Source organism: Schaalia odontolytica, from assembly GCF_009730335.1.
GTDB classification, from domain to species: domain Bacteria; phylum Actinomycetota; class Actinomycetes; order Actinomycetales; family Actinomycetaceae; genus Pauljensenia; species Pauljensenia dentiphila.
The window spans coordinates 338,449-364,850 of sequence record NZ_CP046315.1 but is presented as its reverse complement, the minus strand read 5'-3'; the positions used below and the strand labels follow the sequence as shown (position 1 = coordinate 364,850).

Below are 26,402 nucleotides of genomic sequence, written 5' to 3'. Positions count from 1 at the left end.
TCGGCCCCGTCATAGAGCGTGCCCCAGTCTCGTCTGATACGAGGCCGGGGCGACGCCTATAGGCTCAGCGCGGCGACGCGGGCGTCAGGCCAGCGGCCAGGACGGGGCGTTGCCCGCAGCCTCACCCATGCCATCCCCACCGTGCAGCAGGTCCGCAACCCACGCGCGACCCGCGCGGAAGGCCTCGTCCGTCGTACCAGGGGCAACCGACGCTCGCACGCCGTCGACACGCGGGTAGGAACCCATGAAGCGAACATCCGGCGAGTAACGGTGCAGGCCGACGAGGGCTGCCTGAACGCGCTCCTCACGGATGTGGCCGACGATGTCAATGCTGAACGTGTAATTGCCGAGGCCGTCACCGCTCGGACGCGACTCGATGCGGGACAGGTCGACGCCGCGCGCCGAGAACTGCTCAAGGAGGGTCAGCAGAGCACCCGACTTATTGACCGGCAGGGCAACCTGGATGGTCGTCTTGTCCGCGCCGGTCGGAGGAGGCACCACGCCGGGGCGAGCCACCAGGACGAAGCGAGTGATCGCGCCCGGATTGTCAGCGACGTCGGTGAACAGGGCCTCCAGGCCGTAGGTGTTGACCGAGACCGCGTTGCACAAGGCGGCATCGAAGGACGCGTCACCATCCGAGAGGAGCTCGGCGGCAGCGGCCGTTGACGTGGCGGGCACGTGGATCGCGCCGGGGAAGGTCTCCTCAACCCAGCCGCGGCACTGCGCCCACGCGTGCGGGTGCGTCCCGATACGGCGAATATCCTCGGGGCGAGTACCCGGCAGGACGGCCAGCTGGAAGACAACATGCACGTGCATCTCTGCAACGATGACGAGGGGGTCGCCATGCGAGAGCGAATCCAACGTCGCATTGACGCCGCCCTCGATAGAGTTTTCGATCGGGACGACGGCACGGTCGGCCTCGCCGCGGCGCACGGCCGCGAGCGCCTGCGGGGCACTCGTCATGGGCATGAGGATCGCGCCGGCGGGCGCGACCTGGTGGACAGCCTGCTCGGTAAACGTGCCGAACGGGCCAAGGAAGGCGATACGAAGCTTGTCACCGAGGGGCGCGGGGCCGGGAATGTTCGTCGTCATGGTGTCAAGGGTAACGAGAGCGAAGAGAGTGGCGCGGCCTCGTTTCGGGGACGAGGGCGCATTGTGGCCAATCGCGCGGGTTCCGAGGCCGGGCGAGCCTCACGGAGGCGCGCCGCCGGCCTCGCGCGAAACTCCCCCAGGCGGCGGACTCCCCCAGGAAACCGACCGATCGTCAGTCGCGGGAGCCGGTCACGCCGTTCGCGAAGGCCTCGCGTCCACCACCCGGCGTCACCTCGCCGCACGCGGTGATCTTCCACAGCTTCGCGGTGCCGCCCGCGTCGACCAGCTCGAAGCCGGTGGACGTGTCCACGTTGTAGAGGCCGGGGTGACGGGAGGATCTCATGAAGTTGTAGTAGGCTCCGTCTTCCTCTTCGTAGAAGTGGGTAATGCCGAGCCTGCGCACGACCTCGCACACCTCGGGATCGGTCCCGATATCGTGGAAACGCTGGATGAGGATCTTCTGCGAGGCCACATCCTTGTTAGCGGTGCTCAGCTGCGGGAATACCGCCTTACGACCGCCGATCATCTCGGAGTACGCCGCGCCCGCGATCGGGTCGCCCAGAATGAGCGCGTCGGGGGCGGTCGTGTACGGCATGCGGCGCAGCATGGCGAGCTCACCCATCGTGGCCATACCCGGCTTGCCCAGGCGATTCGGATCGTACACCTGGGCGACCGCAGCGTTCCGCGCGTCGATGGCGCCAAAGCCGGACAGGACCAGCACGAGCAGGCCGACAGCGAACTGGATTGGCCAACGCGGCGCCTCGATATTGTCGTCGGCTCCTCGTTCGGCGAGGATCCGCTGCAGCGACCTCGTCCACGCGGCGTGGATGAGACGAACGATGGCGGCGACACCGACCGCCATGAGGATCGTCAGCGCGATGTCTTCGACGCCCATAATGCGACGGGCATCCTTGTACCAGGGGGCCAGCAGGTAGGTGCGCAGCGCCGAGTCGGGCGAGTACGCCAGGGCGGTGAGGGCCGCAAGGATCGTATAGGAGGCCAACGGCCAGAACGGCAGGGGCTGCGCCTCCTCCTCGGCTTCCTCGATCTCTTGGGCCGAGGCCAGGGTGCCCTCCTCCGCTTCCACACCCGCGTCATCGGTGAGTCCGGCGCGCTCGGCGGCACGCTCCAGGGGATCCGTGCGACGGAACAGCAGGTGGAGGCGGGCGGTCGCCGCGATGCCGATGATCAGGAGAATGAGCTGGACGATCATCCACTGAGCGTTGCCGGCGGTGTTGGAGAAGGGCGGGTAGGGCAGGAATGCGTGGCTGAAGGCTTCGCCCCAGTTGCTGCCGTCGCGCCGGTAACTGCCCATGGCCCGGATCTTTGACGACGACAGCGCGAGGAGCGGTGCCGCGACGACGACAAACGCGATGGCGCCCCACGCCAGGGCGACGAGCTGGCCTCGTCCACCGCGACCGTAGGCGCGTCGGGCGAGGGACGCGATGGAGGCGAGGAGCGGCGCGATCAGGAACGCGAGGATCGAGAAGGCGGCGCTCGGGTGCGCGCCGACGAGGCCGATGGCACCGATGAGGAGGAACACCGCCTGCGGGATACGGCGCAGGAAAGCATGCAGCACCTCGCCCGCGCGCAGGTCGGCGACCAGCCTGCGCCCCGCGACGATCGCGATGGCCGCCAGACCCGGCACCAGAGCGGTGCCCGTCGAGTTGGGCCACTGGTTGTACATGGTGAGCGCATCGGCGGGCATATTGAGCAACAACCCGCCGATGATGGGCGCCGCCATGATCGCGCTGCGCGACGCGGTCAGCACCGAGACGAGGGCCGCCAGGCCGACCACCCATACGGCCATGAGCGCCAGCGAGGACACGTTCGAGGCCTGGATGACCGAGTCGTAGCGCGCGAACAGCGAGACAAAAGCGTGCCAGCCCGTCGGATAGTAGACGTTACGGCCGCCGTACAGCTCGTGGAGGCCACCGAAGGGACTGGCGTTCTTGCCGTACAGCATCGCGTGCACGCCGTTCTGATGGAACGTCGGATCCCACTGCTGGACAGGGTTCGATGGGGCCGCGCCCATCACGAGGGGCAACGCCGCGAGGACGAAGCCCACCAGGATCGCTCCCCACGTGGCCGCGCGGATCGCGGCCTGGCGTCCGCCGATCGGCTTGCGCACGCCGATCGCCTCGCGCAGGGGAACTCCCCGCAGGGAGAATCCGTCGTTGCTGCGGCGGAAGAAGCTCAGGCTCCAGGCGCCGGCACCTCCCAGGGCACTCATGCCGAGGATCGGCAGCGCCGTCGAGGGCTCCCACTCGATGTCGAGCACCGGGTAGGCGACGGACAGGATCGTGATCAGGCCAAAGGTGAACGCCGGAGCCGCTCCGATCGCGACGAGCGACGAACGACCTCCCGCCCTCAGCCACATGAACCCCGGCAGGACCAGGGCGACCATCATGGCCAGCAGGGTCGGGAGCAGCATCCACCAGGCCAGCATGGATTACTCCTTGTCGGAAGCGGCGCGGCGCTTGCCCACAATCTCAATGATGACGGGCAGGACCGACGCGAGGATGATGACGCCGAGGATGAGGGTCAGGTTGTCGTGCACGAAGGGCACGTTGCCCAGGAGCGAACCCGCGAGGATGAAGCCCGCACCCCACACGACGGCACCCAGCGTGTTGAAGGCCAGGAACTTCGGGTAGGGGTAGCGAGCCATGCCCGCTGCGATCGGAATGAAGGTGCGCACGAAGGGGATGAAACGTCCGATGACCAGCGAGCGGCCACCGTAGTTCGTGAAGTAGTGCTCCGCCTTCTCCAGGTGCGCGGTCTTGAGGATGCGAGCGTCGGGCTTGAAGAAGCGACGCCCCCACCTGGCGCCCAGGAAGTAGCCGATCTGCGCTCCGATGAAGGCCGCGACGACGACGAGGAGGATGAGCGTCGGCAGGTGCAGGCCGAGGCGGTCGTGGAGCAGGCCGGCGGTGAACAACAGGGATTCACCGGGCAGCACCGGGAACAGGACACCCGACTCGATGAGGACGATGAGCATCGTTCCCCACAGCACCCACGGCCCCATGACGACGAGCAGAGTCTCGGGATTTTTAAACCACTCGATAACGGTGTGCAGCATCGACGGATCTGATGCGGTCACGAGTGTCGACCAGGTCACGATAGGGCCCTTTTCTGCCGGGGATGTATCACCCTAACCCTACCTTTGTTGACCGCGAATATAGGATAGGCGGCATGAGGAAGCGCAAGGATTCACACGACGGTTCTCCGGTCGGGGGCACGAACCTCCTCTTCGTCCCCGATTCCTCCGCCGACCCCTTGACATCCGGGGTGGATACCCTCATGGGGATGATCGACGAGGCCGGGGCACCCCCGCAGGCTCCCCCGCCCCCGGAGGCCCCTTCCTCGGAGGCGCGCACCGAGGTCATGGAGCCCGTCGTCACGCCGGACACGACGACCGCGCCCGTAGCCATGCCGCCCAGCATTCCTCCCAGCCACGCGGACGCCGACCAGGGCACCCCTGCCTCGTCGACGAATAACGAGGGCGCGGCGGATCCTCTGCTTCCCCCGCCCGCGCCCACGGCCGATAACGCCGCTGCCAGCTCCGAGGAACCCACCGACGAGGCCGAGGCCAGCGCGCCAGAGGCCACCACGGAGACCGACACAGAGGCCACCACCGGCGACAAGGACGCGGATATTGAATCCGCCGCGCCCCCGGCTACCGGCGAAATCGCCGCAAACCTTCCCGTACGCCGCATGCGACTGCCCCGCCCCGTCTACATCGCTGACCGCATCCTGCCCGTGCGCCGCCGCCGCGAAGACCTCGTCGACGTCGTCATCTCCCTCATCGCGATTCTCTTCATCTGGACGATCGGCGCGCTGGCCAGCGCGACCACGCGCGGCGTCACCATGGACGTCCTGAGCTTCCAGCTCGTCCGCCAGATCCTCATCCTGCCCGTGAGCATCACCGAGGGCCTCATCATTTTGACCACGCCGATCCTCGTGATCGTCTCGCTCGCGCTGCGTAAACGCCTCCAGGCGATCATCCAGGTCCTCGTGACGAGCCTCGTGGCCGCGGTCGGCGGCTGGATCATCATCCTGCTGACGGGCCTGCTGCCCTCCGACCTGACGGCGCCGCTGAGCGTCGACCGCGCGCTTGCCACGCAGGGTTCACAGACCGGCATCGCGATCGCCATCAACCTGGTCATCGTTACCCTGTGCGCGCTGTTCACCTCCGCCGGCGAGGCACAGTCGATGAAGGCCATCAAGTGGGGATGGACGGGCCTGTGGATCATTCTCATCCTCGGCGTGCTGCGCTCGTCCATGACCCTGCCCGTCGCCTTCATCTCCGTCTTCCTGGGCCGCGCTTTCGGCTCGGGTTCGCGGTGGATCATGGGCTATGACGACCAGCGGGCAAAGGGAGCCAAACTCGTCGAGGCACTCCTCAACATCGGGATTACGCCCTCGCGGATCGTACGCACCGACCTCGACACGACCGAGGAGCCCCTGGCTACGTGGGCCGTCGCTGAGAACTCGCGCGGCCGCCTCACCCAGATGCCCGCCGACCTCGGCGACATGGGCGTCACGGTGACGCGCCGCCCGATCCAAGACCATCACCGCCACTACCAGGCATGGAGCGACACGGGCCTCGCCTACGAGATCATCGCCATGGACCCCGGCCAGGAACTGACCGGCACGCTCCTCGAGATGTGGAACAACTTGCGCCTGCGCGGCATCAGCCGCTGGGTGTCGCCCTCGCTCAAGGCTCAGGCCGAGCGCTCCTCCTTCACGACGCTGCAGGCGCTGCGCGCAGGCGTGTTCACACAGGAACCGATCGGCATCGCCTCAGCCTCCGACTCGATCATCCTGGTCATGTCCGCTCTGCCCCCCACGACTCCGCTCACGGAGCTCGGCGAGAACGCGTCGGATGAGATCCTGGAGCGCGCATGGGAGCAGCTGCACTTCGCGCACTCGCGCGGCATCTCGCACCGTGCTCTCACCCCCGAGGCCGTGGTCGTCGACTCTTCCTCGGACGTGTGGTTGCTCGACTGGGATTCCGGCGAGGTCGCGACCACCGAACTGAACCAGTCCATCGACATCGCGCAGATGCTGGTCCTCACCGCACTTGCCGTGGGACCTGAGCGCGCGCTCGAGGCCGGTCGACGCTGCGTCGGTGAGGATACGCTGATCGCGTGCGCCCCCGTCATCCAGAAGCCCGTGCTGCCCGCCGAGATCAATCAGCGCCTACGCCGTTCCGACCTGCTGGGCGAACTGCGCGCCGCCCTCGTGGGAGACTCCGAGGCCGAGACCGCGCACACCGCTGACCTGCAGCGATTCCGCCCACGCACGATCTTCACGATCGCGGTGGCGTTCATCGCCGTCTTCATCGTCGTCAGCTCGCTGAACTTCAGCGACATCGTGACCACGGTCAAGAGCGCGAACCTGTGGTGGATGCTCGCTTCCGCCTTGCTCGCCTGCCTCATCTGGGTCGGTTCCGCGGTCCCGCTTGTTGCTCTGTCGCCCGAGAAGCTGAGCCTGCGCGAGACGCTCGTCGCCCAGGTCGCGGCCTCGATCATTACGATCGTGGCGCCCGCCGGCGTGGGACCCGCTGCCCTCAACCTGCGCTACCTGCGCAAGCGCCGCGTCCCGACCGCCATGGCGGTGACGACGGTGACGCTCATGCAGATTTCGCAGGCGCTCATCACGATCATCCTGCTCCTCCTCGTCATGGTGATCGCCGGATCCTCGCTGTCCGTGTCGGTCCCCTACGGCACCATCCTGGGTGTCGTCGCGGTCGTCATGGTCGCGGTCGGCATCATTGTCGCCGTACCGAAGGTGCGCCGCTGGATCTGGTCGAAGATTCAGCCGACCTGGCAGCAGGTCTACCCGCGCCTCCTGTGGATCATCGGCCAGCCCCGTCGCCTCGCCGCGGTCGTGGGCGGCAACCTGCTGATGAACATCGGCTACGTGGGCTCGTTCTGGACGGCCCTGCTCGCCATGGGTGGTTCGCTGAACTTCTCCACGGTGTCAATCACCTACCTGACGGCGAACGCGGCCGGCTCCTTCATCCCCTCACCGGGCGGTATCGGTACTGTTGAAACGGCGCTGACCTCAGGCCTGACGGTCGCGGGCATCTCCTCGTCGGTCGCAATCGCGACGGCTCTGCTCTACCGTCTCGTCACCTTCTACGGCCGCATCCCGTTCGGCTGGCTGGCCATGAAGTACATGGAGAAGAAGGACCTCATCTAGGGTCCTACTGCGCGCATCTACATCCGGCTGTCACGCGTCCCGGCGCGAGGCAGCCGGATGTTCGCTTACTGGAGGAGGTTGTTGCCGTCCGGGTATGCCGCCTGGACGCCACTCACCGCTCGAATGACATCGATCGACCCGGCGGGCGCGCGCAGCGCATAGCCTTTTAAGGCGTTGCGATACTCGCGCTCCACGGAAACGTACCCGCCCGGGAATGCCGAGGCCACGGCCTCGTTGATCGAGGCGAGGGTCGTCTCGCCGTCCGTGCCTTCCACGAGCTGGACGATGATGACAACCGAGCTATCGGCCTCCTGGCCGGACTGCGCGCTCGGGCCGCTCTGCCCATTCTTGGACGTCAGTGCGGTGTCGGGGTCGATCGTCGGCGAGGCCGTGGCTCCCGGCGCGGACTGGGCAGAGTCCTCGGGAGGACCGGACTGCGACGCGGGCGTCGGCGACGTCGCGGTGGAACAACTTGCGACCGCGAGTGCGCACGTACCCACCCCGGCCAGGAAAACGGCTGGCTTCTTCATGGTTATCTGCTCCTTGCTGCGGGCGTGCACTGTCGTGCTGACACCTCCAACATACCGCAGGCGCGTAGCCGGGGTGCTCGCGGCCCAACATCAAGCTGCGCGCGCACGATCACCATAAACTCGTATGCAATTCGATTGCACGGCTGTTCATCACCATCCGCAAACGTTGCAATTTCGACGATAGATACTCTTTACAAGATGGTCTTGAGGGTATTGCATGCGACGGGGCCCGGGAGCGCTCGCAGTGAGCGTTCCCGGGCCCCGGCCTCGTGAATCAGCGAATCAGTGATCCAGAGCAGACGCGCATTAGCGCACCCAGACTCCGTTCGCGTCGAACACGTAGGTGCGTCCGTTGATGACCTGTGTGCCCGTCAGCATGGCGCCGGAGGGAGACAGGTAGTACCAGGAGCCGCCCACGTTGAGCCAGCCGGTGGCCATCTTTCCGGAAGCGTTCAGGTAGTACCAGGAGCCACCGTCGTTGACCCAGCCGGACGCCATAGCACCGGAACCCGTGAGGTAGTACCAGGAACCACCATCTGCAACCCAGCCGGTCTTCATCACCTTGGTCGCAGGGTCAAGGTAGTACCAGGAGCCGCCGTCACGCACCCAGCCACCCACGAGGGCACCGGACTCATTCGCGTAGACCCACTGGCCGTCAACCCGCTTCAGGAAACCGGTCGCCATGTAGCCCGACGGGCCGAACAGGTAATCCGAGCCGTTGATCGTGAACCAGCCGCCCTTGAGGTAATCCTTGCCACCTGCACAGGCATACCACCAGCCGGCGCCGTCCTTGACCCAGTTGCCGCCCTCGGTGCTCGCGCACGCCTCGGACGTGCCGGGGTTATCGCTGGGCAGATCGAGGGTCGCGGCCTCGGAGTGGTTGAGGCCGTAGTCCCAGGCCAACAGGTACGGGTGGGCAATGACGCTGCCCGAGCCACCCTGGTAACCCCACGCAGCATCAATATCCTTGAAGGGAACCTCAACGTGGTACGTGTAGGTCCCATCCGCCCCGAGGCTACCCTCCCTGTCTGAGAAAACGTAGCGGTAGAACCACAGGCCATCGGCCGGGTCATGCACGTCAATCCCAGCCAGCGGCGAGGAGTCGGAGACGTCGAAGGAGACGACCATGTCCTGGCCCTCCCCGGTGTAGGTCACGTTGGAGACAACGGGCGCAACCGTATCGATACGGAAATCGTAAGAGATCGACTGCTCCACCTGCGAAGGACCGTCGTTGTGCGCCGACAGCGTCAGCTTGTAGGCACCGTCCGGCAAGCCCTTGAATGCATCGGAACGCAGGTCGAGCGACGTCGGCTCGTGGCCTTCTTCGACCCAGGTCATCCTGCCGGTACTCGGGCTGATACCCGACTTCCAGTTCTGGTAACGCGTGAAGGATGCAACCTTCTCTCCTGCGGCGTTCGTGTACGCGGCGTTGAGGGTGTGGACGCTGCGCAGCGTGCCCGTGCGCGGTTCGAGGACGGTAGGAGCACCCGAGGCCTCGGACCGAGAGATCACGTAGCGGTCAGCCTTGGGCAGACCCGTAAGGTCGCTCGTCTTGGTGAACGGGTTGTAGCCGAGGATGTTCCCGCTCGCGCCGTTATAGATACCCGAGGGTAGCGTGTGCGCACCGCCTTCGGAGGCGAGGGCGTCGAAGATGGGGGCCTTGCCCCAGTTTCCGTAGAAGCCCAGGTAGGGCACGGTCAGGTCGGGCTGGGACTCTGTCTTCGAAGCGAAGCGCACGAAACCGTCAAGGAAGGTGCCGTTGGGCGTATTAGCCGTCGCAAAGGCGGCGAACTGGTCGCCGGGGGTGACGTCCACGCCGATCGTCGCCTGACCACCGGCCGGGACGGTAACAGTCGCGCCTTCGGCGGCAGCCGTTGCAGCGCCGGAATAGCGAATCTCAACCCCGCGGCCTCGCCAATCCGTGGAGCTGCCGGTGAAGTATCCACCGTCAACGTCCTCGGACAGGGCCTGGGAGCTCAGCTCGTAGGTCGCGGGTGCGGCGCCGAGGTTGTGGAGCGTGACATCGAAGTGCCATCCGGTGGTCCCATCCCCCAGGTCCGCCTTGGGTCGGGACTGCTCGGGAGCACCGACCACGGTCGGGTACACCGACGAGGTCGTGGCAGCCAGGGCGTCAACGATGCCCGAGCCCTGCTTACGCGGCGAATAGAAGACACCGTTCTCCTGGGCGGCGTCCGCGATGGGGCGAGCCGTACCCATGATGAGGTTCTGGACGACGTCGACCTTCTCGCGCGCACTCATCGACGCAAACAACGGGTCAGATTGGACACGCTGCAGGACCACAGCGCTGACACCGGCCATCTGCGGGGTCGCCATGGACGTGCCGGAGAGGTGATCGTAGTTTCCGTCCAGGACAGCCGAGTAGATGCTGCCGCCGGGGGCGCTGACCTCGGGCTTGAGGCGCAGGTCCGGGGTGACGCCCCACGAGGAGAAGTCCGACATCGAATAGTTCGAGTTCGGGGTGATGGTCTTGCCATCCACGAGGGTCAGGTGACGATCTGCGGCCGCGAGCATGGCCTGACCGTTCTCCTGGGAAATGAACGCGGCGGGCACGTCCAGGGTCGTGATGCTCATGAGCATGAGTGAGTCGCCGGCGACGTTGTTGTACACGAGGATGCCGGCGGGCTTGAGCGCCGCCAGGTTCTCGATCTTCTTCTGGAAGGTCAGCTTGCCGCGTGAGACCAGGGCAAACTTACCCGCCAGGCCACCGGGGTACTTGGCTGTGAGGGCGGCGGCGTCTTCCTCGGTGGCGAATCCGGCGTCGACGTACTCGTAGGATCCGGCGGCCAGCTCAGCGATTTCGGCGACCTTCTCGCCGTTCGCGCCGCGCGCACGCTGGTAGGCGATGTCTTTTCCGGCGGCGGAAAAGGCGTTGTAGGACAGGAGGTTATCGACCGAGGCCACGGCGAGGACCGAGGAGTAGGTCGCGGGCTCGCACTGGGTTGAGGAGTCGGGGTCGGAGGCGTACGGAAGGTTGCGCCCGGAGGTGTTGCCGTATCCGGCCGAGTAGTGGTTGCCGGCCGCGGCGTTGACCGAGACGCCCTCATCCTGGAGTTTCTTGAATACGGAGGCATACACCGAGTCGGCCTCGTTATCCATGCCGCCGAGCTGTCCAAGGGACAGGTTCACGACGTCGGGGTGCAGGACCACCATGTCGTCGAGGGAGGCGAGCAGCGCCGAGTCGGGAATCTCGCCGTCCGAGCTGCGCGAGACCTTCGCGACGATGATCTGCGCCTCGGGGGCGACTCCGACGATCTGGTCGGAGTTACCGGCGGTGATGCCGGCGACGTGCGTGCCGTGGGAGCCGTACGATCCCTTGGCGGGCATCGCGTCGTTGTCACCGTCCGCGTAGTCGTAGGCGAAGGGGAACTTCTCAGAGACGTAAACGCCCTGCTTGCCTTCGCCCAACTGCGGGGTCAGGGCCCCCACCTTGTCCGCAGTAAGCGCGGGCGTCGAGGGCATTGCGCCAGAGAATGCGGGGTGGGTCATTTCGACGCCGGTGTCGATGACGGCGACGACCTTGCCTTCACCCTTTTGGGTGAGCTGGTCGGCACGCATCATGATCTGGGCGCTGAGGTTGTCGGGATGCTGGGTCGAGAGCCGGGGAGCCTGGCTACCGCCCTCGGCATCGACCTCGTCGACATCGCTGACGCGCGTTTCGCGCTCAAGGAATGCGCCCTTGACGCCGCTCGCCGCGCGGATCGCGTCGAGGGAGCCGGCGGGCGCGCTCAGCGCGAATCCTTCGAGGGCCTTGTCGTACTCGCGCTGCACCTGGGCGCTCTCGCCCGGGAATGCCGAGGCCACGGCCTCGTTGATCGAGGCGAGGGATGCCGCGCGGTCCGAGCCTTCGTGCAGCTGCACGATGATCCCGACGATCGCCGAAGCATCCTGCTCGGCGGTCGGCGTGACCTGGTCGGGCTGGGAGGTCTGCCCGCTCTTTGAGGTGAGCGCGGTATCGACGTCACCGACCGGCAGGGACGAGGCCGTGGCTCCGGTAGCGGGATGCGCGTCTGCGGGACTTGGCGGCGCTGCGAGCGTCGCGGGCCCTGTCACCGCCAGCGCGCAGGCGCCGGCGAACGCGAGGAACGCCGTTGTTTTCTTCATTGTCATGTGGGTAACTCCAATGTGTCGACGGGTGACTGTGTTGGCAGGAGGAGGGGACTCCACCGTGCCGGCCGTCACTGTCAAAATACCGCACAAGACGCATGTGACAAACTTTGTTTCACATTGGGAAACGATTGGACATTATTTTACTGTCAGCATGATTTCGGGTCCGGGAACACTTACGCAGCAAGGTTCCCGGACCCGAACATGAACACCGTTAGGTGCTGATCACCTCATCTCACCCAACCCATACGCCGCTACCGTCAAAGACGTAGGTGCGTCCGTTGATGACCTGGGTGCCGGTGAGCATTGCACCATCGGGTCCCAGGTAATACCAGAGGCCGCCAACCTTGATCCAGCCCGTCGCCATCGCGCCCGAGCCGGACAGGTAGTACCAGGAGCCACCGTCGTTGACCCAGCCGATGGCCATAGCACCGGAAGACGTGAGGTAGTACCACGAGCCGCCGTCGGCGACCCAACCGGTGGCCATGACCTTTGTGGTGGGGTCGAGGTAGTACCAGGAGCCGCCGTCACGCACCCAGCCACCCACGAGGGCGCCGGACTCGTTCGCGTAGACCCACTGGCCATCGGCGCGCTTGAGGAAGCCGGTCGCCATGTAGCCCGACGGGCCGAACAGGTAGTCCGAGCCGTTGATCGTGTACCAGCCGCCCTTGAGGTAGCTCGTACCGTCGGCGCAGGTGTAGAACCAGCCGGCCGCGTCCTTCGTCCAGTGGCCGCCCTCGGTGCTCGCGCACGCGTCGGCGGTGCCGGTGTTGTCGCTGGGCAGGTTCAGGGTCAGGGCCTCGGAGTGGTTGAGGCCGTAGTCCCAGGCCAACAGGTACGGGTGAGCGATGACCTCACCAGAGCCACCCTGGTCGGTCCACGCCTGGGCGATGTCCTTGAAGGGGATTTCAACGTGGTAGGCGCGCGTGCCGTCCGCGGCGGTGGTGGCCTCGTTATCGGTGAAGATGTGGCGGTAGAACCACAGGCCGTCGGCCGGGTCGTGCAGGTCGATCGCGGCTAGCAGCGACGCGTCCGTGATGTCGAAGGACAGGACCGTGTCGGCACCCTCGCCCTTGTACTCCAGGTTGGAGACGACGGGCGCGGCGGTGTCGAGGCGGAACTCGTAGGAGATCGACTGATCGGCCTGCGAGGGGCCGTCGTTGTGCGCGGACAGCGTCAGCTTGTAGGCGCCGTCGGGCAGGTTCTTGTACGCGTCTGCGCGCGCGTCCAGGGACATCGGATCGTGCCCCTGCTCGACCCACGTCATCTTGCCGGTGGAGGAATCGAGCGCGGACTTCCAGTTCATGAATCGCGTGAAGGTCGCGACTGTCTCTCCGGCGGCGTTCGTGTACGCGGCGTTGAGGGTGTGGACGCTGCGCAGCGTGCCCGTGCGGGGCTGGAGAACCGTGGGAGCACCCGAGGCATCCGAGCGAGAGATGACGTTCTTGCTCGAGGTGGGCAGTCCGATACGATCAGCGTCCTTGACCAGGGGGTTGTATCCCAGTTGCTGGCCCGTCGTGCCGTTGTAGACCCAGGAGGCGAGCGTGTGGGCACCGCCTTCGGAGGCGAGGGCGTCGAAGATGGGGGCCTTGCCCCAGTTTCCGTAGAAGCCCAGGTAGGGCACCGTCAGGTCGGGCTGGGACGCGGTCTTCGAGGTGAAGCGCACGAAGCCGTCGAGGAAGGTGCCGTTGGGTGTGTTCTGTGCGACGGAGGCATCGAAGTCGGCGCCGGGCTTGACGTCCACGCCCACGGTCGCCTCGCCGTTCGCGGGAACGGTGATGATCGCGCCCTCATCGGTGCCGCTCACGGCCGCGCCGGAGTAGGCGATGTCCACGCCCTTGCCTCGCCAATCGGCGGAGTGGCCGGTGAAGAACCCGCCCTCAACGATCTCCGACAGCGCCTGCGAGCTCAGCTCGTAGGTGGCCTCGGCGCCGGACAGGTTGTGCAGCGTGACGTCGAAGTGCCAGCCCTTCGTGCCGTCCCCCAGGTCCGCCTTGGGTCGGGACTGCTCGGGGGCTCCGACGACGATCGGGTACACGGACGAGGTCGTGGCCGCCAGGACGTTCGCCAGGCCCGAGCCCTGCTTGCGCGGGGAATACGGGGCACCGGTGTCCTGGAGCGGGTCGACGATGGGGGCCGCCGTGCTCATGATGAGGTTCTGGACGACGTCAACCTTCTCGCGCGCGCTCATGGACGCGAACAGCGGATCGTTCTGGACGCGCTGCAGGACGACGGCGCTCACGCCCGCCATCTGCGGGGTCGCCATCGAGGTGCCGGACATGAACTCGTAGGTGCCGCCGGGCACGGCCGAGTAGATGTTGCCACCGGGGGCGCTAACCTCGGGCTTGAGGCGCAGGTCCGGAGTGACGCCCCACGAGGAGAAGCTCGACATGGAGTACTTCGAGCTCGGGGGCACGACCTTGCCGGGGGCGACGCTCAGGTGGTGGTCGGCGGCGGCCAGCATGGCCTCGCCGTCAGCCTGCGAGATGAAGGCGGCGGGAACGCCGTCCGTCGCCAGGCTCATGACCACGAGCGAGTCACCGGGCACGTTGTTGTAGACGATAAAGCCGGCGGGCTTGGAGCCGGCGATGTTGTTGAACTTGTCCTGGAAGGTAAGAGAACCGCGCTTGACCAGCACGATCTTGCCCGCGAGGCCCTCGGGGTACTTGGCCTTCAAAGCCTCGCCGTCCTCGGGTGAACCGATGCCGCCGTCGACGTACTCGAAGGGACCTCCGGTCAGGTCGGACAGGTCAGGCATCTTCTGGCCGTCGGCGCCACCGGCGCGCTGGTAGGCGATGTCGCGGTCGCCGACGGTGAAGGCGCTGTGCGCCAGCGAGTTGTCGACCGAGGCCACGGACACGACCGAGGAGTAGGACGCCGGTTCGCACAGAACCGAGGAGTCAGGGTCGGAGGCGAAGGGCAGGTTCTTGCCGGACAGGTTGCCGTATCCGGCGGTGTACTCGTTGCCGGCGGCCGCGTTCACGGTGACGCCGGCGTCCTGGAGGCTCTTGAAGACGGTCGCGTACATGGAGTCGGCCTCGTTATCCATGCCTCCGGTCTGTCCGAGGGATAGGTTCACGACGTCGGGGTGCAGGATGACCATGTCGTCGAGAGCGGCGAGCAGTGCCGAGTCCGGGATGCCGCCGTTGCTGCTGCGGGCGACCTTGGCGACGATGATCTGCGCGTCGGGGGCGATGCCCACGATTTCGCCCGCGTTGCCCGCGGTGATGCCGGCGACGTGCGTGCCGTGCGATCCGGCTTCGCCGGTCGGCGAGGCGTCCGGGTCGTTATCCGCGTAGTCGTAGGCGAAGGGGAACTTTTCTGACACGTAGCTGCCGGTCTTGCCGTCACCCAGCTGGGGGGTCAGGGCCTCAACCTTGTCCTCGGAAAGCCCGGGAGTCCCGTGCAGGGCACCCGCGAACGCGGGGTGCGTCATATCCACGCCCGTGTCGATGACGGCAACGACCTTGCCGTCGCCCTTCTGGGTGATCTGGTCAGCGTGAATCATCAGCTGCGCGCTGAGGTTGGCGGGGTCCTGGGTGGCGATGCGCGAGGAGTTCGTCGCACCCTCTCCGGCGACCTGATCGTCGACGCCATCGACGTGGGTGTCGCGATCGAGGAAGGCGGCCTTGACGCCGTTCACCGCGCGGATCGCGTCGAGGGATCCGGCGGGGGCGCTCAGCGCGAAGCCCTGCAGGGCCTTGTCGTACTCGCGCTCCACCTGGGTGGAGGAGCCGGGGAATGCGCCGGCCACGGCCTCGTTGATCGAGGCGAGGGAGGCCGTGCGGTCTACGCCGTCGTCGAGCTGGACGACGATCGTGACGACTGCGGCGGGGTCAACCTCGTCGGTCGTCGGGGCCTGCTCAGTCTGGGTGGTCTCCCCGCTCTTCGAGGTGAGCGCGGTATCCACGTCACCAACGGGCAGGGACGAGGCCGTGGCGCCCGCGTCGGGTCGGGTATCCGCCGGGGTTGGCGGGGATGCGAGGGCCGCGGGGCCGGCAACCACGAGCGCGGCGGTGCCAGCCAGCGCGAGGAGCGTCGCTGGTTTCTTCGTTGTCATATGCCTACTCCAATGTGTCGACGGACGGCCGTGTTCGAGCACGGCGAGAATCTCGTCGTGTCGGCCGTCACTGCCAACATACCGCAGACAAGTCTTGTGACAAACTTTATTTCACAAAGAGAAACAGATGACGGTTATTTTACCCAGTAATGAATCCCGGGCCCGAGAACACTTACATAGCAACGTTCTCGGGCCCGGGTCAGGGTCTTGACAGAATGAGAGACGGGGAGCTTATCGCACCCAGGCTCCCAAATCGTCAAAGACGTAGGTGCGCCCATTGATCACGTGCGTGCCCGTCAACATGGCTCCCGAGGGAGACAGGTAGTACCAGGTACCACCGTCGTTGACCCAGCCGGTCGCCATCTTGCCCGAGGCGCTCAGGTAGTACCAGGTCCCACCGTCGTTGACCCAGCCGACAGCCATCGCACCAGAGCCCGTCAGGTAGTACCAGGAGCCACCATCGGCCAGCCATCCGGTACGCATCACCTTTGTCTCAGGATCGAGGTAATACCAGTAGGGGCCACCGTAGACGCTATCAAGCACCCAGCCACTCACCGGGGTGCCCTCGGAATCCATGTACATCCAGCCAACATTGTCGCGCTTGACGAAACCGGTTGACATATACCCGGCGGGCCCAAACTGGTAGTCACGGCCGTTGATGGTGAACCAGCCGCCCGAGAGGTAGTCCCTGCCGTTGGCGCACTGGTACCACCAGCCGACCGAGTCCTGCATCCAGCGGCCTCCCGCTATATCCGTGCACGCGCTGGCCGTGCCCAGGTTGCCGCTGGGCAGGTCGATCGGGAAGACCTCGGAGGGGTTGAGGCCGTAGTCCCACGCGAGGACGTAGGGGTTGGCGATGACGTCTCCAGTGCCGCCCTGGTCGGCCCACGCCTGCTCGATAACACTGAGCGGGATCTCGACGTGGTACATGTACCGACCGTCGGGGCCGACGCTACCCTCACTCTCGGTGAAGACGTGGCGGTAGAACCACAGCCCGTCGGCGGGATCGTGCAGGTCGACGGCCGCCAGCGGCGAGTCGTCGGCGACATCGAAGGTCACGACGAAGTCCTCGTCCTTCTGGCGATACGACAGCTCGGAGATGAACGGTGCCGTCGTGTCGAGGCGGAACTGATAGGAGATCGACTGCTCGGCACGCGACGGGCCATCGTTGGAGGCGGCAATCCGCAGCGTGTAGGCGCCGTCGGGCATGTGCGCGAACTTCTCAGCCTTCGCATCGAAGGCCGTGGACTCGTGGTAGGCCTCGACCCAGGTGTTCTCCTCGGTGCTCGTCAGGTAGACGGACTTCCAGTTCTGGTGGTTGGTCACGGAGAAGACTGTCTCCCCGGCCTCGTTCGTGTAGGTGCTGGTCAGCGAGTGGACACTGCGCAGCGTGCCCGTGCGGGGTTCGAGGATCGTCGATGCGCCCGAGGCTGTGGACCTGGAGATCACGTAGCGCTGCGGGTTGGGGTTTCCGGTGCGGTCGGCTGCCTTGACGAGGGGGTTGTAGCCGAGGGACTCCCCGGTCTTGCCGTTCACGATAGCCGAGGCCCGGGTGTGCGCTCCGCCATCCGAGGCGAGGGCGTCGAAGATAGGTGCCTTGCCCCAGTCACCGTAGAAGCCCAGGTAAGGCACAGAGAGGTCGGGCTGGCCCTCGGTCTTCGACGCAAAGCGCACGAAACCATCAAGGAACGTGCCATTCGGCGTGTTGTCCGCGACGTAGGAAGCAAACTCAGCCCCGGGCGTGACGTCAATGCCGACGCTAACCTCACCGCTCGCGGGAACTGTGACAGTCGCGCCCTCAGCCGACGCGGACGCCGCGCCCGAGTACGCGATCTCCACGCCCCGGCCTCGCCAATCGGCGGAATGCTCGGTAAAGAAACCACCCTCGACGATCTCAGAGAGGGCCTGCGAACTCAACTCATAGGTAGCCGAAACACCCGAGAGGTTGTGCAAAGTGACATCAAAATGCCAACCCTTCGTCCCATCCCCCAGGTCCGCCTTGGGACGAGACTGCTCGGGCGCACCCACAACGGTCGGATACACCGACGAGGTCGTCGCCGCCAACGCATCCACAAGGCCGGCACCCTGCTTACGCGGCGAATAAAGCGCACCCGAAGTCTGCGCAGCGTCCGTCAGCGGCCGGGCCGTACCCATCATCAGGTTCTGCACCACATCAACCTTCTCACGCGCACTCATCGACGCAAACAGCGGATCAGACTGCACACGCTGAAGCACGATCGTACTGACGCCCGCCATCTGCGGCGTGGCCATCGACGTACCGGAGGACTGCTCGTACGCACCGTCCGGTATCGATGAGAAAACCTCGCCACCGGGCGCCGCGATCTCGGGCTTGAGGCGCAGGTCCGGGGACACGCCCCACGCGGAGAATTCCGATGCCTCGTAGACGGTGGACTGCGGCAGGACCTGGCCCTCGGCGATCGAGAGCTTGTGCTCGGGGGCGTCCAGCATGGCCTGGCCATCAGCCTGGGAGATGAACGCGGCGGGCATGTCCTGCGTCGTCAGATTCATGGCGATGAGGGATCCAACCGACACGTTGTTGTAGACGACGATTCCGGCGGGCTTGAGGTCGTAGAGGTTCTCGACCTTCTTCTGGTAGGTCATGTTGCCGCGGGAAACGAGCGCAATCTTTCCGGCGAGGCCGTCCGGGTACTTCGCCTTGAGCGCGGCGGCGTCCTCCTCGGAGGCGAACCCGGCGTCGACGTACTCGTAGGTGCCGGCGGGCAGGTCGGAGAAGAAGGCGACCTTCTCACCGTTGAGGCCGCGAGCGCGCTGGTATCCAATGTCTTTCCCATTGACGGTGAAGGCGTTGCGGAGCAGGGCGTTTTCGACCGAGGCGACGGCAACCACCGAGGAATACGTGGCCGGCTCGTCCATGACCGAGGAGTCGGGGTCCGAGGCATAGGGCAGACCCTTGCCAGAGTTGTTTCCGTACCCGGTGGAGAAGGCGTTACCCGAGGCCGCGTTGACGGTGATACCCGCTTCCTGCAGCTTCTTGTACACGGTCGCGTACACCGAGTCGGCCTCGTTATCCATGCCAGCCGTCCACCCGAGCGACAGGTTGATGACGTCAGGGTGCAGGACGAGCATGTCGTCAAGCGAGGCGAGCAGCGCCGAGTCCAGCAGCGCATCGTCCTCGCTGCGTGTCACCTTCGCGACGATCACCTGGGTGTTCGGAGCGGTGCCGACGATCTTGTCAGCGTTACCTGCGGCGATGCCGGCGACGTGGGTCCCGTGGGAGCCGTTCGGGGTCTTCGCCGGCGACGCGTCATTGTCGCCATCCGCGTGGTCGTAGGCGAAGGGGAACTTCTGCGAGACGTAGACGCCGGTCTTGCCCTCACCCAGCTGCGAGGTCATCGCAGCGACCTTCTGCGGGGTGAGCGGGGGCGTTCCCGCGAGTTCGCCAGTAAAAGCCGGATGCGTCATGTCGACGCCCGTGTCGATGACGGCGATGACCTTTCCTTCGCCCTTCTGGGCGACCTGGTCGATATGCATCATGAGATGGGCACTCAGGTTAGCGGGGTCCTGCCCGCCGGTCTGTGAGGACTCGATGCCGCCCTCGGCATCGGGCGTGGCCACATCACTGACACGCCCCTCGCGCTCAAGGAACGCGGCACGCACGCCCGGGGCACGGCGGATCGCGTCCAGCGCACCAGCGGGGGCCTTGAGGGAGAAGCCCGACATGACGTTGTCGTACTCGCGCTCCACCTGTGCCGAGGCGCCGGGGAAGAGGGAGGCCACGGCCTCGTTGATCTCACTGATCGTGCCTTCTCGGGACGCGCTGTCCTCAAGCTGGACGATGACGCCGACGACGCGCGCCGGGTCCGCCTCTGTGTCGGTCGAGGAGGGCGCGGACTGCCCGCTCTTCGAGGTCAGCGCCGTATCGATGTCGCCCGTGGGCAGGGCAGCTGCGCCATCGCTGACGCCGGATGAGCCCGGGGACACGGGCGAGGCCAGGGTGGCCGGCCCGGTGACCGCGAGCGCGCACGCGCCGACGAAGGCGAGGAGGGCAGCCGGTTTCTTCGTTGACATAAACCTTCTCCGATATGTTGGGGGACGGAATGCCAGTGGCACCCGGTACGTCGGTGTACCAGCCGTCTCCTTACAACATACCTCACGTGATCCCCCTGACAATCACGGTATTGCTTACTGATATGTGAAGAGGAGCTGAAGCGTCTAACGCACAGGGTCCGGGAGCGCGTTGCTGCGATCCCGGACCCGGAGTATTGCCCGGTGTCGAGGCCTCGATCAGATCATATGACCCACACGCCCGAGCCGTGCAGGTAGTACCACGTGCCGTCGACCAGGACCCAGCCGGTACGCATGTAGCCGCGTCCATCGAAGCGGTAGGTGCGTCCGTCGATCACCATCGAGGTGTTCGTCGGGTAGCTGCCATCAGCGTTGCGGTACCACCAGCCGACCGAGTCCATCACCCAGGCGCCCATCGGGGCGGGAGCGGGCTGCGGATCGGGAGCAGGCTGGGGCTCAACCCACGGAGCAGGCGCATTCGCATCCTGCTTCACAGACTTCACAACGGCGATTGTCGCCGCCGTTGTGACAGTTCCATCGGGCAGGGTGGCATCCTTGAACTTCTCGGGAAGCAACGGCTTGAAGGGTAACAGTCTCACCCTCCTCCAGGTCCACGCAGAGGTGATTGACGGCAATCTCGTCCTTGTCCAGCTCGCTGACACAGACCTGTACGCTGGCCATCACCGGGTCGAAGACCGTCGGATCCGTGTAGTCGGCGACAGCCCTAACATCCGAACAGCCTTCCTTCTGGGCAGTCACGAGGCCTGACTTCTCATCGACATTGAGGACGTCAATATCGTCGCCGGACCAATTGACCTTCGTCATGTTGGCATTTTCCGGCAGGCCGTCGCTGCCCCATGCGACGAGCTTGACGGTCGCGGGCAGGGCGTCAGTGTGGCCGTCCTTGGACCAGGCTGCCTGGATGTCCGACAACGTGATGGTGAACGTGTGGTGGTGCTTCCCGTCAGCGGTGACGTTGCCGGGGAAATCGACGACGCGGCGATAGAGGATCGCGTCGGGCGAGAGGTTACTGCCAGGGCTGCGATCAACGCCCTGTGAAATGTGTATGACATGCCCACTCCAATGTTGATTCGTGCGAGCCATTCCAAACGGTTAGGTTCAGCAGCTCACAATTTACGCGATACGTGTAACCAGATACCTAGCAATGCGTTACTGACTTACCATTCAGTAGCTACAAGGCATTGCGAGGGAAAAAGGAGATCCTTAACCTTCTTATCAGCGAGGTTTCAACACATTCACTGACCGATGAACATACATTTCGCGACAAAAGTGCACATGTTCGCCGACAACCCTCTTAAAAGACTGAAATTCTGGATGATCCAGAATTCAGTTGACACGGTAACTATCATCGCGAACTAACACACACAGGCACGCGGTAGGCCTGCGACCTCGACAAACACGTCCCGGCACGCCGCGGGCCCCCTACTGCCGGTCCGACAGCTCCAGGTTCGCCCGCACGACGATGCCGATACGCTCCACCATCTCCTCGTCCACCCACTCACCATCCAGGGCTGCCAAGCGCGGGTGGGTCGGGGCCTCATCGAAGAGGAGATCGAAGCCGAGGATCGCCCGCCACAGGGGGATCAGCTCCTCGTTGTAGGTGTGGCCATGGCTGCCGGGAGCGGTCCCCGCGACGGGCAGGTCGGCGAGCACCTGAATGAAGGTGACGAAGCGCGTGAACTCAACGAAGGGCGACACATCGCGGCCCGCCCGCTCGCGCAGCCAATCCGGCTGGGTCCACAGGAGCTTGCGGTTCCACCACACAACCGGATCGGAGGCGTGCTGGGCGTAGACGATGCGCGGGAAGCCCCACGGCCCCAGCTCGCGCCCGTAGAGGTCGGTGCGCAGGTCGGAGGGTTCGTTCACGAAGCGCACGCGCCGACCGTTGTAGACGACGGGCGCGACCTCGGGGCTTCCCTTGTGGCGGGCACTCGTCAGCTCGGCGTGCATCGGTGTGAAGGCGGGGGTCCCCACCCACAGGGCCCCATCCACCTGGGAGAGCGCCTCCTCGACCGAGGAGAAAACCGACTGCGAGGCGAAAGCCCCCAGGGATTCACCGCAGACGAAGAGAGCGGGCCTGTCAGCCTCGTCCATCGCGTCGAGTTCGGCCCGCACCGCCCGAAATAGCACGGCCGATGCCTCCTGCGCTGGCTCGAGGCCGGTCAGCCAGTTGAGGGCCGAGGGCACGTAGGAGTACTGGAGCGAAGCGGTGGCACAGTTACCGCGCGTCAGGAACTCAAGGGGCTGGACCTGCCACTCGTCAACCCAGCCGGAGCCGGTCGACGCGGCGATGAGAATGACGGCACGATCGAAGGCACCCGTGCGGCGCAGCTCGGCGACCACCGTCGCCGCGGCCTGCTCGATGCCCGCCCCACCCGCGGGCATGCCGGAGTAGACGCGGATCGGCTCCATGGCCTCGCCGCCGGTGACCTGGGCGATGTCGAGGCGCGAGGGGCCGCGCCCCAGGAAGACGCGCCCCTGACCGCCGACGGATTCCCAGGTGACGGGCGAGGCCGGGGAGGCGGAGCGCTCGGGCACGAAAGGCTTGTAGATGCCGCGAGCGGTACGCGTGTTCATCTGCTCGGCATGGTGGCGGAAGAAGCCGATCCCACCGCGCAGGATCACGTTGGAGGTCAGGAAGAAGACGATGGCGGCCAGGATCGCGACGCCCACGACGATCGCCGCCGGGCGCGGCATGTAGCCGCCGAGCACCCCGATCAGCATGCGCCCCAAGCGATTCAGGCCAGCCACGATCGCGATGAGGCACCAGGCGATGACGACCGTGCCGGCCGTGCCCAGGAGATACTCGCCGAAGGTCTCCCCCGGCATGTTCACGAGCCTGGCCGCAACGCGGGCGCGACGGTGGGACTGGATGACCGCGTAAAGCCACCAGATCGCAAAGAGGGCGGCGACGCAGACGCGGAAGCCGATCTCGACGGGCTCGGATGCGCGGATCGTCAGGCCTGTCATGGCGATGACGCGGGCACCCACGTTCTGGATGACCACACCCGCGATGTACCCGCAGGACACGAGGACGCCCGAGGCGACTGCATGCCACGCCCACGAGCGAGCCATCAGCGACGGCGCCACGCTCACCGCGTACATGGCGAGGGCGGCGATCACTCCCAGAAACGAGACAGCCATGGCCCCCATTGTGCCAGGCGCAGCCGAGGCGTTCAGGAGCGGCACGAGGCACCTGCTCCCACACGTTTCTGGGCTGAGCACACGACCACCGCATTCACGTCGCGCATGACGTTCATACGGGGCCCGATCATTCAGTGTCGCCCACACGGTCACAATCGGATACCGTGGGCATAGCACCACCGACTTCGTCACCACCGGAAACGGTTCAAACAACGGCGCAACGGACCCACGACGCACCCCACACGACCCAGGAAGACCGATGACCGACAACTACTCCGATCAGACCCGCGCGCTCCTCAACCTCCTCAACAAGCTGCCCGCCAAGCCGCAGATCACCTTCCGCGGCTACGTCGATCGCGCAGTGGACCGGGTGCGGGTCGTCGGCTCGCCGACGCTCACCGCCACGACGCACAGCCTCGAGATCGCGACGAACAACCTAGCCCGGCCGGAGGTCGCCATCGTCGTCGGCGCCAACGGGCGCGACCTCACGCCGATCCTTCAGGGGGCTCCCAACTTCAACCTCCAGGAGGTCACCTACCTCCCGAACTCTTACTTCCTCCAGCACGTCGCTCACGAGTACAACGGCGTGACGATCCAGGTCTACGAGGAGATCGTTCTGAACAGCCAGTCAGCAGGCTTCACGATCACTCATCCGCTGCACACCTGGGACCCGGTCCTGGCCGTCCTTGACCCCGCTCTGCGTGCCGCGCGGGAGCGCCCGCTCCCCATGCCTGAGGGTTCCTCGGACAGGTTCCTGGAGCCCATTCACTGACGTCCCGCGCGCTCGGCTCGCCCACCTCTCACAGGTGGGTGAGCCACACGAGGGTCGCGTACGGGATGGTGACCAGCTCCCCCGGCGCGTACCCAAGGTGCTCGTAGAGGTACCAGCGTAGGTTCTCCTGCATGCGCGCACGCCCCGCCTCCGACGAGCGGATGTACGAGGAGCGGGTCGTGCCCAGGGTGAGGATCTCCTCGGGGGTCATACGGTCCTCCCATGCGACCTGGGTGAGGGTCATCGGGGCGAAGCCGCCGCCCGGCATGGGCGGCCTGTCGGGGCGGTGTACGTCGCCCGAGCGCATGATGCGCGTCAGGCGATGCACCCACGGAATCGACACGGCCATCTGGTTCCACACGATGGCGAGCGCGCCGCCGGGTGCCAGGATCCGGGCGGCCTCGAGGCCCGCACGCTCCGGATCCATCCAATGCCAGGACTGGGCAAACACGACGATGTCATACACGCCGTTCGGTAACCCTATGTCTTCCGCAACGCCGCCGTGCCACGTCACGCCTTCGATCGACGAGGCCTGGGTGCGCATCGCCTTGGACGGTTCGACCGCGTCGACGAGGAGACCGCCGCGAGCCAGGAGCTCACTCATCTTGCCGGTGCCCGCGCCGATGTCGGCGGCGCGCAGTGGGCCGCCCCGGCCCGGCATGTTCTCTCTCCGCGCGCGCTGCGCTGCGTCGATCAACGCGGCCACAGCCTCGTCCGGGTAGGCGGGGCGCACGGAATCGTAGGCGCCGCCCTCACCGACGAAGGGATTGACATCGAGCGAAGCGGACACACTGTTCGATATCGCGTCACGATCCCCGTACTGAGGCCACGAATGAGTGGTGGCCGCGCGCCCCGCCACGGCCTCGTTGTCGGGAGCGCTCACAGGAGCGAGCTCCCCAGTCGACACACGTTGTCGATGTAATGGACGTGCCACGGCAGGCCGCGCCACTCCTCGTAGGTCAGTTCGCGCGACTGCTGACGTGTGCGCTCGTCGTTGCCATGCAGCATCTCCACCAGGCGCGAGCTGTCGGCGACGAGCACGATCTCGTAGTTGAGGCCGAAGGAGCGCACATCCATGTTAGACGATCCAATGAAGCACAGGCTGCCGTCGACGATCATGTACTTGGAGTGCAGCATCCGCGGCTTGCGGTACAGGTGGATGCGCACGCCCGCCTTGAGCAGCGGCCCATAGTACGAGCGCTGCGCGTGGCCGACCAGGAACTGGTCAAATTGCTCGGAGACGAAAAGCTCGACCTCCACGCCCGACAGCGCCGCGTTCATCAGGGCGGTCATGAGCGCCTCGTCCGGGATAAAGTAGGGGCTCGTGATCGACACGTGCGTGCGCGCCAACGAAATCATGTGGACGAAGGCGCGCAGGTTCGGCTCGCCCTTGAACGCGGGACCCGACGGGATGATCTGCATGGCCGAGATGTGCGTGTCCTCGTTCTTGGCCGCCAGCTGCGCGGCGGGCGGGGTGAGGACCTCGGGCGTGAGGATCTCCTTGCACGCGTAGTACCAGTCGACGGCGAAGACCGCCTGGATCTGCGCGACGATGGGGCCGGTGACGGACACGCTCGTGTCGTCGTAGAGCATGCCGGACTTCGCGTACGAGGGGGTGTCGTAGTCGGGGGCCACGAGGTTGTGGGAGCCGACGTAGGCCTCACGCCCGTCGATGACGAGGATCTTGCGGTGGTTGCGCAGGTCGGGGCGGCGAATCTGCCCGCGCAGCGGGGCGAAGGGCAGCATCTCGTGCCACTCGATGCCCATGGCGTTCAGGCGGCGGCGGAAGTCCTTGTGGCCCGGGATCGTGCGCATGCCGTGGTGGTCGACGAGCAGGCGGACGGTGACGCCACGCGCGACCGCGCGCTCGAGGGCCTCGTAGAAGGGGGCCGTGTACTCATCCCAGGACGTCTGGTAGTACAGGGCGTTCACGTGGTGGGTCGCCGCGTCGATGCTGGCGGCCATGGCCCGGAAGGTCTCGGCAGTGTCGTTGTAGAGGCGACCAACCCGTCCCACAGAGGCCGGGAAGCCGCTGAGGGTCCCGGACAGTCGCATGATCGAGGCGGTGTCATCGTCCGAGCCTGCGGGCAAGCCGTCGGGCCAGTCCGGCACCTCGTAGTTCTCAGGGTCGGGCGCGGTCGAGCCGGCCACGATGGCATCGACCAGCTGGCGGGCCTCCGGGTCGTCGTCGAGCCGCCGACCCATCGCCCACCACGAACCGAAGATGACATACAGCGGCACACCCAGGAGCGGCCACAGGAAGATCAGCAGCAGCCACGCCGTCGACGTGGAGGCGCGGCGATGCTTGGGGACGATGCCGAGCGCAATGATACGGATGGCGAACTCGAAAGCCCCAAAGAGGAGCCACGCCCACAGCGGCAGTTCAGGATGTGGCGGCAGCATA

14 protein-coding genes are annotated in these 26,402 nt (G+C 65.9%); 2 read left to right on the top strand and 12 right to left on the bottom strand.

Annotated features, from left to right (window positions below):
• Window positions 1-84: 84 nt before the first annotated feature.
• The 3 genes from pheA to FOC40_RS01575 form a co-directional block, all read right to left on the bottom strand.
• A complete protein-coding gene (gene pheA, locus FOC40_RS01585) occupies window positions 85-1,092 on the bottom strand; it encodes a prephenate dehydratase (protein ID WP_003796028.1) in 1,008 nt (335 codons plus the stop codon).
• A gap of 172 nt (window positions 1,093-1,264) precedes the next feature.
• Window positions 1,265-3,541, bottom strand: a complete 2,277-nt coding sequence (locus FOC40_RS01580; protein WP_003796030.1) for a DUF6541 family protein — start codon at window positions 3,539-3,541, stop codon at window positions 1,265-1,267.
• 3 nt (window positions 3,542-3,544) lie between these two features.
• Complete coding sequence (locus tag FOC40_RS01575; RefSeq protein WP_003796032.1) at window positions 3,545-4,171, bottom strand: DedA family protein; 627 nt, start codon at window positions 4,169-4,171, stop codon at window positions 3,545-3,547.
• Window positions 4,172-4,284: 113 nt separating this feature from the next.
• On the opposite strand from FOC40_RS01575, the gene FOC40_RS01570 reads away from it, so the two are divergent.
• Window positions 4,285-7,299, top strand: a complete 3,015-nt coding sequence (locus tag FOC40_RS01570) for a lysylphosphatidylglycerol synthase transmembrane domain-containing protein (RefSeq protein WP_003796034.1) — start codon at window positions 4,285-4,287, stop codon at window positions 7,297-7,299.
• Between the two features lie 65 nt (window positions 7,300-7,364).
• On the opposite strand, the gene FOC40_RS01565 is transcribed toward FOC40_RS01570, so the two are convergent.
• From FOC40_RS01565 to FOC40_RS01535, 7 genes are all read right to left on the bottom strand, one after another.
• Window positions 7,365-7,829, bottom strand: coding sequence for a hypothetical protein (locus FOC40_RS01565; protein ID WP_039929629.1), 465 nt, complete (start codon window positions 7,827-7,829; stop codon window positions 7,365-7,367).
• Between the two features lie 306 nt (window positions 7,830-8,135).
• Window positions 8,136-11,957 carry a S8 family serine peptidase gene (locus tag FOC40_RS01560; protein WP_003796037.1) on the bottom strand — a complete coding sequence of 1,274 codons (3,822 nt, stop codon included), beginning with the start codon at window positions 11,955-11,957 and terminating at the stop codon, window positions 8,136-8,138.
• Between the two features lie 232 nt (window positions 11,958-12,189).
• Window positions 12,190-16,014: a S8 family serine peptidase gene (locus tag FOC40_RS01555; RefSeq protein WP_003796041.1), complete on the bottom strand. Its 3,825-nt coding sequence runs from the start codon at window positions 16,012-16,014 to the stop codon at window positions 12,190-12,192.
• A 231-nt stretch (window positions 16,015-16,245) separates the two neighbouring features.
• On the bottom strand, window positions 16,246-20,064 hold the full coding sequence (locus FOC40_RS01550) for a S8 family serine peptidase (RefSeq protein WP_003796045.1): 3,819 nt from the start codon (window positions 20,062-20,064) through the stop codon (window positions 16,246-16,248).
• A gap of 221 nt (window positions 20,065-20,285) precedes the next feature.
• A complete protein-coding gene (locus FOC40_RS01545; protein ID WP_231126043.1) occupies window positions 20,286-20,564 on the bottom strand; it encodes a hypothetical protein in 279 nt (92 codons plus the stop codon).
• On the bottom strand, window positions 20,518-21,165 hold the full coding sequence (locus FOC40_RS01540; RefSeq protein WP_003796048.1) for an Ig-like domain-containing protein: 648 nt from the start codon (window positions 21,163-21,165) through the stop codon (window positions 20,518-20,520). Before FOC40_RS01540 ends, FOC40_RS01545 begins: the two co-directional genes overlap by 47 nt.
• A gap of 339 nt (window positions 21,166-21,504) precedes the next feature.
• Window positions 21,505-23,235, bottom strand: coding sequence for an alpha/beta hydrolase (locus tag FOC40_RS01535; RefSeq protein WP_003796050.1), 1,731 nt, complete (start codon window positions 23,233-23,235; stop codon window positions 21,505-21,507).
• 250 nt (window positions 23,236-23,485) lie between these two features.
• Between FOC40_RS01535 and FOC40_RS01530 the strand changes: the two genes are divergently transcribed.
• The gene (locus FOC40_RS01530) at window positions 23,486-23,998 is read left to right on the top strand and encodes a hypothetical protein (RefSeq protein WP_003796051.1); all 513 of its coding nucleotides are present in this window, start codon (window positions 23,486-23,488) and stop codon (window positions 23,996-23,998) included.
• Between the two features lie 28 nt (window positions 23,999-24,026).
• Here the strand turns inward: FOC40_RS01530 and FOC40_RS01525 are convergent, their stop codons facing one another.
• Both FOC40_RS01525 and FOC40_RS01520 read right to left on the bottom strand, forming a co-directional pair.
• Entirely contained in the window at window positions 24,027-24,881 is an 855-nt protein-coding gene (locus FOC40_RS01525; RefSeq protein ID WP_003796053.1) for a class I SAM-dependent methyltransferase, read from the bottom strand.
• A complete protein-coding gene (locus FOC40_RS01520; RefSeq protein ID WP_003796055.1) occupies window positions 24,878-26,401 on the bottom strand; it encodes a phospholipase D-like domain-containing protein in 1,524 nt (507 codons plus the stop codon). The genes FOC40_RS01525 and FOC40_RS01520 overlap by 4 nt, the downstream gene beginning before the upstream one ends.
• Between the last annotated feature and the right edge of the window lies 1 nt (window position 26,402).

Coding starts and splice junctions, on each gene's coding strand:
- pheA (WP_003796028.1), bottom strand. CDS start 1,092: ATGACGACGAACATTCCCGGCCCCGCGCCCCTCGGTGACAAGCTTCGT.
- FOC40_RS01580 (WP_003796030.1), bottom strand. CDS start 3,541: ATGCTGGCCTGGTGGATGCTGCTCCCGACCCTGCTGGCCATGATGGTC.
- FOC40_RS01575 (WP_003796032.1), bottom strand. CDS start 4,171: ATGCTGCACACCGTTATCGAGTGGTTTAAAAATCCCGAGACTCTGCTC.
- FOC40_RS01570 (WP_003796034.1), top strand. CDS start 4,285: ATGAGGAAGCGCAAGGATTCACACGACGGTTCTCCGGTCGGGGGCACG.
- FOC40_RS01565 (WP_039929629.1), bottom strand. CDS start 7,829: ATGAAGAAGCCAGCCGTTTTCCTGGCCGGGGTGGGTACGTGCGCACTC.
- FOC40_RS01560 (WP_003796037.1), bottom strand. CDS start 11,957: ATGACAATGAAGAAAACAACGGCGTTCCTCGCGTTCGCCGGCGCCTGC.
- FOC40_RS01555 (WP_003796041.1), bottom strand. CDS start 16,014: ATGACAACGAAGAAACCAGCGACGCTCCTCGCGCTGGCTGGCACCGCC.
- FOC40_RS01550 (WP_003796045.1), bottom strand. CDS start 20,064: ATGTCAACGAAGAAACCGGCTGCCCTCCTCGCCTTCGTCGGCGCGTGC.
- FOC40_RS01540 (WP_003796048.1), bottom strand. CDS start 21,165: ATGGCTCGCACGAATCAACATTGGAGTGGGCATGTCATACACATTTCA.
- FOC40_RS01535 (WP_003796050.1), bottom strand. CDS start 23,235: ATGGGGGCCATGGCTGTCTCGTTTCTGGGAGTGATCGCCGCCCTCGCC.
- FOC40_RS01530 (WP_003796051.1), top strand. CDS start 23,486: ATGACCGACAACTACTCCGATCAGACCCGCGCGCTCCTCAACCTCCTC.
- FOC40_RS01520 (WP_003796055.1), bottom strand. CDS start 26,401: ATGCTGCCGCCACATCCTGAACTGCCGCTGTGGGCGTGGCTCCTCTTT.